Origin of the sequence: Agrobacterium salinitolerans, from assembly GCF_027498475.1 — a bacterium.
In the GTDB taxonomy this organism is placed as follows: domain Bacteria; phylum Pseudomonadota; class Alphaproteobacteria; order Rhizobiales; family Rhizobiaceae; genus Agrobacterium; species Agrobacterium salinitolerans.
Genome location: NZ_JAPZLN010000001.1, coordinates 706407 through 718407 on the forward strand (window position 1 = coordinate 706407; position 12001 = coordinate 718407).

The window sequence follows — 12001 nt, forward strand, 5'->3', positions numbered from 1 at the left end:
ATCGGAAGAATGCGGTTGGAGAATGAAAAAACACGACCGGAGTACCAATGCCCGAAGTCATTTTTAACGGCCCTGCGGGTCGCCTCGAAGGCCGTTATCAACCATCCAAGGAAAAGAGCGCGCCGATTGCGATCATCCTTCATCCGCACCCGCAGTTCGGCGGCACGATGAACAACCAGATCGTCTATCAGCTCTTCTATCTTTTCCAGAAGCGCGGCTTCACGACGCTCCGGTTCAACTTCCGTTCCATCGGTCGCAGCCAGGGCGAATTCGACCACGGTGCCGGCGAGCTGTCTGACGCCGCCTCGGCGCTCGACTGGGTGCAGAGCCTGCATCCCGATTCCAAGAGCTGCTGGGTTGCCGGTTATTCCTTCGGCGCCTGGATCGGCATGCAGCTTTTGATGCGCCGCCCGGAAATCGAAGGCTTCATGTCGATTGCGCCGCAGCCCAATACCTACGACTTCTCCTTCCTCGCCCCCTGCCCGTCTTCGGGCCTCATCATCAATGGCGACGCCGACAAGGTCGCGCCTGAGAAAGATGTGAACGGCCTGGTCGAAAAACTGAAGACCCAGAAGGGCATCCTCATCACCCACCGCACGCTTCCCGGAGCCAACCACTTCTTCAACGGCAAGGTGGATGAGCTGATGGGCGAATGCGAGGACTATCTTGATCGTCGCCTCAACGGCGAACTGGTGCCGGAGCCGGCGGCGAAGCGCATTCGGTGATTGGCGGCGCATTTCTAGCGCACGTCTTGATTTATCGCTAATGATCGACGGTGGGTGTGGCTCCCCCCCTCTGCCCTGCCGGGCATCTCCCCCTCAAGGGGGGAGATCAGCCAGACGCCTGCTCCTCGCCCAAGCTTATACGTTAAAGATGGCCGGAAGGTCGCCACGATTCTATCTCCCCCTTGAGGGGGAGATGCCCGGCAGGGCAGAGGGGGGTAAGCCACACCCGCCGTCGATCACTACGCCCGCACCCAAACCCCACCCGTCACCGGCTCGCTCACCCCCGTAGTCCCGGGATATGTCAGCGGCAAACCCTTGAGCGAACGCACGGCCAGATAGGCCCAGGCCTCCGCCTCCATCGCCCCGCCATCAAAACCCGCCTCCTCCGCCGCGATCACCCGCGCACCCGACTTTGCTGCAAGCTCGGCAAATTCTCCCATGATCACCGGGTTGAGCCGTCCACCACCGCAAACCACATAGGTTTTCGCCGCCTCCGGCAGATAGCTCGCCGATTTCAGAATGGCAGCACCTGTCAGATGCGCCAGCGTCCGTGCCCCATCCGCCAAGGAGACCTCCCCCTTTTGCGGCGGCACAAAATCACCGCGATCAAGCGAACGACGGATATTGGCCGAAAAAAACGGGCTTTCCATATAACGCGCCACCAACGAGCCAACGACGCTGCCACCCGCCGCCGTCCTGCCGCCCTTGTCGAAGGCTTTGCCGGTATGCGCCTCGATCCACTGGTCGATCAGCATATTGCCCGGACCGCTGTCGAAGGCCGCAAGCCGCCTACCCTCGCCAATATAGGTCAGATTGGAGATCCCCCCAATATTGACGAAGACGGCGGGCGTTTCGAAGCCTTCAGGCAGGTTGGCGGAAAGTGCCATATGGTAGGCAGGGATCAGCGGCGCACCCTGCCCGCCATGCACCATGTCGTTGGCACGCATGTCATAAACCACATCGATACCGGTTTCCTCAGCCAGAAGCGCGCCGTCGCCGATCTGCACGGTCAGCGCCTCATCCGGCCGGTGCAGCACCGTCTGGCCATGAAAACCGATGACATCGATATCACCGGGCTGGAGCCGGTGACGATGGAGAAAGGATTTCACCGCCGCCGCATGGGCAAGCGTCAGCTTGCGCTCAGCCTCCGCCAGATCGCCGGGACGTTCGCGCCGCTCGCGAATGGATTTGGCCGTCGTGAGTGCCTTCTGCCAGATGGCACGCAGGCCCGGATCATAAGGGAAATAACCGCTCGGCCCATGCCGCACCACGCTCTCGCCATCCGTGCGCAAAAGGGCGATATCGATGCCGTCCATCGATGTGCCGCTCATCAGCCCGATTGCCGTTTTGACCTCGCCCACCTGCCGCTCCCCTGCAATCTCGAATCATGCTTACCTTGAATCCCGATATTCATGGCCGAAACGGGTGCACATTTCAAAAAACAATGATAAAGCCGCGACGTTCATTGGTTCTCGATGACGACAAAGATCAAACCAGAAAGTCAAAGGTTATGTCCAGGTTCAAGTCCGATTTCCTCCGCACGCTCGATGAGCGCGGCTTCATTCACCAGATCTCCGATGAGGCAGGTCTCGACGAACTGTTCGCCAAGGAAACCGTGACCGCCTATATCGGCTATGACCCGACGGCTTCCAGTTTGCATGTCGGCCACCTTACCCAGATCATGATGCTGCACTGGATGCAGAAGACCGGCCATCAGCCGATTTCCCTGATGGGCGGCGGCACCGGCATGGTGGGTGATCCGTCTTTCAAGGAAGAGGCCCGCAAGCTGATGACGATCGACATGATCGAGGACAACATCACCTCGCTCAAGCATGTCTTCGCCAATTACCTCGACTACGACCGCGCCAATAATCCGGCGCTGATGATCAACAATGCCGACTGGCTGCGTGGTCTGAACTATCTCGAATTCCTGCGCGATGTCGGTCGCCACTTCTCGGTCAACCGCATGCTGTCCTTCGACAGCGTGAAGACGCGTCTCGACCGCGAGCAGTCGCTGTCCTTCCTCGAATTCAACTACATGATCCTGCAGGCCTACGACTTTGTGGAGCTGAACCAGCGCACCGGCTGCCGCCTGCAGATGGGCGGCTCTGACCAGTGGGGCAACATTATCAACGGCATCGACCTCGGTCACCGCATGGGAACACCGCAGCTTTACGCGCTGACCTCGCCGCTGCTCACCACCTCTTCGGGTGCCAAGATGGGCAAGTCGGCCTCGGGCGCCGTGTGGCTGAACAAGGACCTGCTGCCGGTCTATGATTTCTGGCAATACTGGCGCAACACGGAAGATGCGGATGTCGTGCGCTTCGCCAAGCTGTTCACCACCCTGCCGATGGACGAAATCGCTCGCATCGCGGCGCTTGGCGGGTCTGAGATCAACGAAGCGAAGAAGATCCTCGCAACCGAGGTGACGGCGATCCTGCATGGCCGCGCCGCTGCGGAAGAAGCGGCCGAAACGGCGCGCAAGACCTTCGAGGAAGGCGCGCTCGCCGAAAACCTGCCCTCCATCGAGGTTCCGGCATCCGAACTCGAAGCCGGCGTTGGCGTCCTCTCCCTCATCGTCCGTGCCGGCCTTGCCGGCTCGAATGGCGAAGCTCGCCGCCACGTTCAGGGCGGTGCGGTGAAGATCAACGATCAGGGCATTTCCGACGAGCGTCAGATGGTCGGCACCGGCGAAGTGACCGGCGACGGCGTCATCAAGCTATCGGTTGGCAAGAAAAAGCACGTTCTGGTTCGCCCGGCGTAAACCAGCACCAAACCCGCATCAAGGGCCGCGAAAGCGGCCCTTTTTATTGGAACTCGAAGATTTGCCGGAAGACGCCCGGTGCAATCAGCGACAGCGGATTGATCGTCAGCTTCGGCTGGTCCGTCTGGCCGGAAAGCTTGAAGGTGATGCCGAGCAGGCCGCGGTCGCGGCCGTTGCCGAGGAAGATGCCGATGAAGGGCAACTCGCCGAACAGCCGGTTCAGCCCATAGGCGGGCATGAAGGTGCCGGTCATGTCCATGCGGCCATTCTGATCCTTCAGCAACCCCTGGAAGGTTGCGCCGATCTGCTCGCCGCGCACGACGCCGTTTTCCACCGCCACCGAACCGTTGACATAAACGAGCCGGGCAAACCCGCGCTGGAACTTTTCCGAGCTCACGTCGATATTGCGGCGCACTGCATTGTTGAGGCTCCTGCCGTCCTCGCCCGTCGGCGTGGCGACGATGTCCTGAAGCTTGGCTTCGTTGACGACGGCAAAATTGCGCAGGTCGAGCGATCCGCTCCAGTCGCTGCCATTGGAGGTCGTCAGCGCAAGGTTGAGAAGGCCGCCGCGAATGCGGCTGTAGATATTGGCGAAACGGGCGAGCGACCCCGCGTCGCTGCTGGTCAGCGTCACGGTTCCCGTCGCCCCGCGATTGACGGTCTGCGCCACGACCGCCTGGCCGTTGCCGGTGACGCCACGGAAATCGATGGAGCGGACCTTGCCGTCCCGCACGCTGACATCGGAACTGACATTGGCAAGAATTTCGTCGTTGAACCCGTAGACCTTGTCGAATTGCGTCTTGATGGCAAGGGATGGCTGTGCACGCGACGTTCCGTCGCCGCCACCGGAAGAGCTGCGAAGCTTCGAGAGGAAAGGCCTGAGATCGGCGGATTTTCCCGAGGCATTGATGATATAGCCGTTCTTCGAAGCGGCGACCGAAACGGCGTAATTATCCGAGGGCGAGAGCTGCACGCGGCTGAGATCGGCCGAAATCAGCCCGTTCTTGCTAAAGGCGATATCGCCGGCGGCGCCGAAGCCGTCGCCATCGAGCGAGAAGTCGCTGATCGTCGTGCGCCCGTCTCCCGTTTCCATGGTGAAGGCGGCGCTGGCGGGAATGCCGATGCCCTTGCTCCAGCCGAGCCCGGGCAGAATGATCGACGCCTTGGTCAGATCGAGCCGGATATCCTGGCGTTTCGGGTCGGCGCCGTCGATTTCAATCGCCGTTGTGCCGCCAAGAACCGTGGAGAGTTCCGGAGCGAGCTTGGCAACCTGCGTTTCGTTCAGGCTAGCCTTCAACGACAGCGTCGGCGCGATATCGCTGTTCTTGCGCACCGGCTCCGTCATCACGATGTCCATCGGCACATCGTCCACCCGACCCTTGCCCTCCAGTTTGAGCTGGTGGTCGTTCAGCGACATGAAACCATCAAGCGCGGTCACCTTGTGGCCGGCGAAGGGCTTGGTCAGCGCCAGGTTCTTCAGGTCGAGATCGGCCGTCCACACTGGCGGGGGCGGGTTCTGGCTGGAGAGCATGCCAACGGTCAGCTTCGCACTGACCTTGACGTCGCCGGTGAAATCCTCTGGCTTGAACTGCGTATCCTTGAGCGCATTGATGGGCTTGAGCGTCGCAAGCTCCGCCACGGCATCGGCCGCACCGGACACGTTCAGTTCAAGATTTCCGAGCAGCGGCTTCTCATACACATCTGAAATGAGAAAGCGGCTGTTCTCCAATGAAAGCGTCCGGTTGGAGGGGAAATAGGATGTACCCTCCTTGATATCGACGACCATCTTGCCGCCGACGAGGTCGAAATGCGCATCGACATCCCGCAGCGGCGGAATGTCGCCCGTCGTGTTGAGGCGCGTCTCGTCAATATCGAAGCGGATTTGCATTTCGCTTTCGCCAAGCACCAGCGGGCAGCCGGGGCCGCACATCCGTCCCTGCGGGATGAAGATTGCGATTGACCCATTGGTGACGGTGCCGCCGTAAAGATTGGAGACCACCCAGTCGCGCGGCTTGTGCGCCATCCAGAACGGCCAAAGCTGCTTGACGGCCGTCGCCTCCATCTTCGGAATCTGGCCGCCAAAGCTGATTTCCGGCGACCCCTCGCCAAACCGGATTTTCAGCGACCCCGCCATATCTCCGAGCGGGCCGCTGACGTAAAGCGAGGGAACGTCAAGCTGCTTCGCGGCCGTTGTAAAATGACCGTCCGCTTTCAGGTTGAAAGAAACGGGTGCTTCACCCGAGGCTTCGGAGGAAGCGACGCCGTTGTCTACTCTCAGTGAAAGGCCGAAACCCTCTTCCGTATCGCTGATTTCACCGCTGACGGGAATAATCGTCCGCCCGAGTTCCAACCGCGAATTGTCGATGACCACGCTGTTTTTTGCAAAATCATAACGCGCATGCACCGTGCCGGTTGTGAACGGCTGGGACTCGCCGCCAATCATAAGCGTTCCATTGCCAAGGCCGAGCGAAACGTCCAGACGTGGTTCCTGGGCCGCCGTGGCACGCCGCGCGACGATATTCACGCCTGTCTTGACGTTCAGGCCCTCATGGAGATTTCCTTCCGGATCGAATTTTTCCAGGAACGGGCCGATATCGAAACCATCGATGCGGGCGTCAAAACCGTAGATCACGCCGCCCGCGCCTGAGGTTCTGAGCGACACGCTGGCGATTTCCCCGTTAAACAGGGTTTCTCCATCAAGCGTATATCCGCCCTGCTGATCCGGTGTCAGCGACAGTTCCCGCACCTCGATGGTGCGCGGCTTGCCCTGTTCGCTGGGCGGCAGGTGAACCGAAACGCTGGAAATATCGATTTCCTCGGTGCCGCTGCTGAGAAACGCCTGGGCAAGCTTGTCGAGTTGCCCGAACGCCATCTGCAATTGTTGCGGCACGGCGTCGAGCTTGATGCTGGCGAGATCGAAACCGTTGCCTTTCGGCAAAAGCGCCGTATCGAGTTCCATCCCGTCGGCCTCGAGGCTCTGCACCGACACATGGCCCGCCAGAAGCGCAAGCGGGTCGAGCGCCATGCCAATCGCCCGCGCCCGGCTCAGATGCTGGCCGGATTCCTTCTCGATGATATCCACGTCCTCGGCCACCAGCGCCAGCCTCAGCCCGGTGGAAAACCGGATCGCCGAGGAGCCGATCCGCGCGCTGTAATGGGGACCGAGTGCCTTTTCCAGCGCCTGCTGCGCCTGGCTCGAAAGCGTCTTATCGATGGAACCGGTCTCGACCGACAGAATGATGCCGCCGATGGACAGGAAAGCCAGCACGAAAAGGGCCGCAAAAATCTTGCAGAAAGCGCGCGCCATGGAGCGCGGCGGCGGGCAATGCACGATGATCGGGTCTTCGGCCTGAGCCGAAGGAAGCTCGTGCAGCGCAACCATATCGCGCTTGCCGAACGTAACCTTTTCACCCCTTATTTCAGCCATACGCCCGTGTTTGCCTCTAAGTAGCTTTTGTTTCGCCGCAACACTGGACGACGCGCGGTTTCGCTATATATCGAATGTGGCGACTTTCCCTCAACATCCCGGCGAAAGAAAGGTAGAATATGACAGACTTGACGATTGGCAGCCCCGCCCCCGACTTCACCTTGCCCCGTAACGGTGAAGGGACGGTGACATTGTCGAAACTGCAAGGCAAGGCGGTCATTCTTTATTTCTACCCGAAGGACGATACTTCCGGCTGCACCGCAGAAGCCATCGACTTCAGCGCGCTGGGCGGCGAATTCGAGGCCGCCAACGCCGTCGTTATCGGCATTTCGCCCGACAGCGTCAAAAGCCACGACAAGTTCGCGGCAAAACATTCCCTTTCCGTCATGCTCGCTTCCGACGAGGAGAGGAAGGTTCTGGAGGCCTACGGCGTCTGGAAGGAAAAAAGCATGTATGGGAAAAAATACATGGGTGTCGAACGCACCACCTTCCTTGTGGCTCCGGATGGAAAAATCGCGGAAATCTGGAACAAGGTGAAGGTCGCGGGCCATGCACAGGCCGTTCTCGAGGCTGCAAAAAAGCTCTGAGGGCCGTCCAGCCGTGACGCTCCGGGCCAGAATCATCTCCCTGCGCGGCGGCGCCACGGAAGCTATCGTCAGTGCCGATCTCGACCGAAAAACCGAACTCGCGCAGGAAACGGCAACGCGCTGGTTCGAGCGCCGGCTGTCATTGCGCTCCCCGCTCGATCCGCCGCTGCCCGAGCGGCCGGGAAGGCCTGCGAAGCCGGAACTCGTTCCACCGACCGCGGTGGAGCGCCGTTCGCTGCACAGCGTCAAGGGTCGCATCGCCCTCTTGCACGCCATCGCCCATATCGAACTCAATGCCGTCGATCTCGCGCTCGATATCGTCGCCCGTTATGCCGGCGAGCCGGTGCCGCACTCCTTTTTCGACGGCTGGATGCAGGTCGCCTTCGAGGAAGCGAAGCATTTCCGGCTGGTTCGGGACCGGTTACGAAGCCTCGGGGCCGATTATGGTGACTTGCCCGCCCATGACGGGCTGTGGCAGGCTGCGCATTCCACCCGCAACGATCTGACCGCGAGGCTTGCGGTCGTGCCGCTCATCCTGGAGGCGCGTGGGCTTGATGTCACCCCTTCCCTGCAGGCCAAGATGCGCGAGACCGGCGATCTAGAAAGCGCTGCGGTTCTTGACGTGATCTACAATGACGAGAAGGGCCACGTCGCCATCGGCGCGAAATGGTTCCGTTTCTTGTGCGCGCGTGAAAAGAAGGACCCGGCGGCAACCTTCAGGCAACTGGTCCGCGCCAATTTCCGCGGCCCCCTGAAACCGCCTTTCAACGACCTCGCCCGCGCCGAGGCCGGCCTGACGCCATCCTTTTACCGCTCGCTGACATCCGTCAGCCGATAGCCGACACGGCTAAAACCTCTCCGGCAAAACTTCGTTAACCTTAACGAATTATGATTTCCGTTAAGAAATCGGCCAGTCCGGAGAGAGATTGTGACTGATACGGCGGAAAACCGGGTATTCGGCAAAAAGCGTGAGCCCCACGTGCTCATTCTCGCGCGCGGCGAAAGCGTGCGGCACATGACCATTCGGCCGTGGATGGCGGCGCTTGCCGGCTGCGCGATCGGGCTTTTTTCGCTCGGATATCTCGGCGCCACAGGCTATCTCATTTTGCGTGACGACCTGATCGGCGCGACCATGGCGCGCCAGACCCGCATGCAAAACGACTATGAAGACCGCATCGCGGCGCTCAGAGCCCAGGTGGACCGTGTCACCTCCCGGCAATTGCTCGATCAGCAGGTTGTTGAAAAGAAAGTGGAAAAGCTGCTGGAGCAGCAGGCGGCGCTGGCCTCGCGGCACGGTCGCATGAGCGAATTGCTTGAGCGCGCCGAAAATTCCGGCATTGCCGCCTCCCCTATCGCGCCCTCGTCTCTTTCGAACGCCATGGCGCCGGAAAAACGCGCCGACCTCTCCGGCGGCCTCTCGGCCATTGAAAAGCTGATGACCCCACGCAGGCCGCAGGCGGAAAAGCCGGCCACATCCGACAGACACGCCGCCTATGTGCCGGAAGCCGGCGAAACGCCATCCGACCGGGCCGACCGGGTGTTTTCCAAGGTGACGCTGTCGCTGAAGAATATCGAACACCAGCAGATATCGCGGATCGCCAGACTGACCAGCGACGCCGAGGACAAGGCGAATGCGATGCAGGACATCATCCGGCAGGCGGGCCTGAAAATCGAAGAAAACGGCAACGACGACATTGGCGGCCCCTATGCGGATCCCGAGCGCGGCGAAACCGATCCCTTCAACCTGTCGCTTACCAATCTCGACAATGCGCTGAACCGGCTCGACATCGTCAAGGAAACCGCGACCAACCTGCCCTTCGGCAACCCGGCCCCCGGCCGGGCGATCACCAGCCGATTCGGCAACAGGATGGATCCGTTTCTCGGCCGCCCGGCCCTTCATACCGGCATCGATTTTCGTGCAGAAACCGGCGCTGACGTCAAATCCACCGGCGCGGGCAGGGTGACGGTGGCGGAAAATTCCGGCGGCTATGGTAATATGGTCGAGATCGATCACGGCCAGGGCGTCTCGACGCGATTCGGCCATCTTTCCGCAATTCTGGTGAAAGTCGGCGACAGGGTCGAAACCGGCGATATCATCGGCCGCGCCGGCAGCACCGGCCGCTCCACCGGCCCGCATGTACATTATGAGGTACGCCGCAACGATGTGCCCGTTGATCCCATGCGGTTCCTGATCGCGGGAACGGAACTCAAAACCTACCTGAAATAGCAGCCCGATTTTAACGCTTCTTTTGCTATTTTAACGATAAACCGCACAAATATGCGCCCAAGGCTTAAAAGCCCAGCCCGAGGCATCACGTTTCGCGTGCTTTTCCCGTTGTTTCCTTGACTTTCCGGCAATTTGGGCCTATCCCCGCGCCAAGTCTTTGCAAGTGCCAGAGCGCACGCAGGTATATCGTACCGAACCAGAACGGAAAAAGTTCTTCCTTTGACAACATTCTCTGATCTTGGCCTGAGCCAAAAAGTTCTTTCCGCTATTGCAGATGCCGGCTACACGACGCCGACACCCATTCAGGCTGGCGCCATTCCGCCGGCGCTGGAAAAGCGTGATATCTGCGGTATCGCACAGACCGGCACGGGCAAAACCGCGTCCTTCGTTCTGCCGATGCTTACCCTGCTCGAGAAGGGCCGCGCCCGCGCAAGAATGCCGCGCACGCTGATCCTCGAGCCGACCCGTGAGCTTGCAGCACAGGTGGCGGAGAACTTCGAGAAATACGGCAAGAATCACAAGCTGAACGTGGCCCTTCTCATCGGCGGCGTTTCCTTCGAAGACCAGGACCGCAAGCTTGAGCGCGGCGCCGATGTTCTCATCTGCACCCCCGGCCGTCTTCTCGACCATTGCGAACGCGGCAAGCTTTTGATGACCGGCGTGGAAATCCTCGTCATCGATGAAGCCGACCGCATGCTGGACATGGGCTTCATTCCCGATATCGAGCGCATCGCCAAGATGATCCCCTTTACCCGGCAGACGCTGTTCTTTTCGGCCACCATGCCCCCGGAAATCCAGAAGCTGGCTGATCGCTTCCTGCAGAACCCCGTCCGTGTCGAGGTTGCCAAGCCCTCCTCCACGGCAAAGACCGTTGCCCAGCGCATCGTCGCCGCGCACAACAAGGACTATGAAAAGCGCGCTGTGCTGCGCGATCTCGTCCGCGCCGAAGAAGCCGAACTGAAGAACGCCATCATCTTCTGCAACCGCAAGAAGGATGTGGCCGACCTGTTCCGCTCGCTCGACCGTCACGGCTTTTCCGTCGGCGCGCTGCATGGCGACATGGACCAGCGTTCGCGCACCACGATGCTGCAGAGCTTCAAGGACGGCAACCTGAAGCTGCTCGTCGCCTCTGACGTCGCCGCACGCGGCCTCGACATCCCCGATGTCAGCCACGTCTTCAACTTCGATATTCCCATTCATTCGGAAGACTATGTCCACCGCATCGGCCGCACCGGTCGCGCCGGCCGCTCGGGCAAGGCCTTCACCATCGTCACCAGAAACGACACCAAATATCTCGACGCGATCGAAAAGCTGATCGGCGAAAAGATCGAGTGGCAGAACGGTGACCTCTCCACCCTTCCCGCGCCGATGGAAAGCTTTGAAAGCAACTCCGGCCGCCGGGGCAAGGAACGGGGCGGCAGGGGCCGCGACCGCAACCGTCGCGACGCAGCGCCGGTCGACAACATCAATCAGGGTGCACAATCCGCTGCGGACGCTGATGTCGCGGCTCATGGAGACGACAAGGTGAGAGCAGAACGTAAATCGGAAAAGACCCCGCGCAATTCCGACCGCAACAGCCGCAACCCGTTGCACGCCAATGACGACAACCGCGACCGCCGCCGCCATTATCGCGACCACGACGATGGCCCGACACCGGTTGGTTTCGGCGACGACATCCCCGCTTTCATGCTGATTGTCGCCAACGCCAAGGGCTGACCGCGGGAATGGGCAGCATGACATCGACCACCAGGCCCGGCCTTGATTTTCCGGGCGTCGGCGTCGGCCTTGTCATATTGCGCGACGAACGCATACTTTTATGCCGGCGCTTGAAGGCGCCGGAAGCCGGATACTGGAACATTCCGGGCGGCAAGGTCGATCACCTTGAAACATCCCTCGCCGCTGCACGCCGCGAGGCCGAAGAAGAGACCGGGCTCAAGATCGGCGACGTCGAACTCCTCTGCCATAGCGAATTCATCGATACGGAAGACCGTCACCACTGGGTTTCGCTGATCTTCGTCACCCGCGATGCGCAGGGTGAGCCGGCACTGACCGAACCCGACAAGCTTTCCGCCATCGGCTGGTTCGATCCGGATAAGCTTCCCGAACCCATCTCCGCCTTCGCCAGGGACGCCTTGGCCGCCCTGAAAAAAGGCCAGCCAGAAAACTGAGCCCGCCGCCTGTTGGGCGAGGCCAGTCAAAGCGCATCGTCAAACAGCCGCGCGAATGACGCGCGAGAGCCGGTATCGCCGTCTCCGCGCTATATTTTTTCAA

At 60.6% G+C, this 12001-nt stretch carries 9 protein-coding genes; 7 read left to right on the top strand and 2 right to left on the bottom strand.

The annotated features are described in order from the left end of the window. The first annotated feature begins 47 nt into the window (after positions 1–47). Positions 48–725 carry an alpha/beta hydrolase gene (locus O9X91_RS03425; RefSeq protein WP_003495402.1) on the top strand — a complete coding sequence of 226 codons (678 nt, stop codon included), beginning with the start codon at positions 48–50 and terminating at the stop codon, positions 723–725. Positions 726–964: 239 nt separating this feature from the next. On the opposite strand, the gene O9X91_RS03430 is transcribed toward O9X91_RS03425, so the two are convergent. Beyond that, a complete protein-coding gene (locus O9X91_RS03430) occupies positions 965–2086 on the bottom strand; it encodes an anhydro-N-acetylmuramic acid kinase (protein WP_269834026.1) in 1122 nt (373 codons plus the stop codon). A 149-nt stretch (positions 2087–2235) separates the two neighbouring features. Between O9X91_RS03430 and tyrS the strand changes: the two genes are divergently transcribed. Next, positions 2236–3489 (top strand): tyrosine--tRNA ligase, encoded by a 1254-nt coding sequence (gene tyrS, locus O9X91_RS03435; RefSeq protein ID WP_142914297.1) that lies wholly within the window; start codon positions 2236–2238, stop codon positions 3487–3489. Between the two features lie 43 nt (positions 3490–3532). Here tyrS and O9X91_RS03440 read toward each other — a convergent pair whose 3' ends face one another. After that, on the bottom strand, positions 3533–6916 hold the full coding sequence (locus O9X91_RS03440) for a YhdP family protein (RefSeq protein WP_269834027.1): 3384 nt from the start codon (positions 6914–6916) through the stop codon (positions 3533–3535). A gap of 119 nt (positions 6917–7035) precedes the next feature. Between O9X91_RS03440 and bcp the strand changes: the two genes are divergently transcribed. The 5 genes from bcp (at position 7036) to O9X91_RS03465 (ending at position 11898) form a co-directional block, all read left to right on the top strand. Further along, positions 7036–7503 carry a thioredoxin-dependent thiol peroxidase gene (gene bcp, locus O9X91_RS03445; protein ID WP_137410594.1) on the top strand — a complete coding sequence of 156 codons (468 nt, stop codon included), beginning with the start codon at positions 7036–7038 and terminating at the stop codon, positions 7501–7503. 13 nt (positions 7504–7516) lie between these two features. Further along, entirely contained in the window at positions 7517–8341 is an 825-nt protein-coding gene (locus O9X91_RS03450) for a ferritin-like domain-containing protein (RefSeq protein ID WP_142911448.1), read from the top strand. A gap of 90 nt (positions 8342–8431) precedes the next feature. Next, the gene (locus O9X91_RS03455; protein ID WP_137410596.1) at positions 8432–9730 is read left to right on the top strand and encodes a M23 family metallopeptidase; all 1299 of its coding nucleotides are present in this window, start codon (positions 8432–8434) and stop codon (positions 9728–9730) included. A gap of 219 nt (positions 9731–9949) precedes the next feature. Continuing rightward, on the top strand, positions 9950–11446 hold the full coding sequence (locus O9X91_RS03460) for a DEAD/DEAH box helicase (RefSeq protein ID WP_077982041.1): 1497 nt from the start codon (positions 9950–9952) through the stop codon (positions 11444–11446). An 8-nt stretch (positions 11447–11454) separates the two neighbouring features. Beyond that, positions 11455–11898: an NUDIX domain-containing protein gene (locus O9X91_RS03465; protein ID WP_269834028.1), complete on the top strand. Its 444-nt coding sequence runs from the start codon at positions 11455–11457 to the stop codon at positions 11896–11898. The last annotated feature ends 103 nt before the right edge of the window (positions 11899–12001 follow it).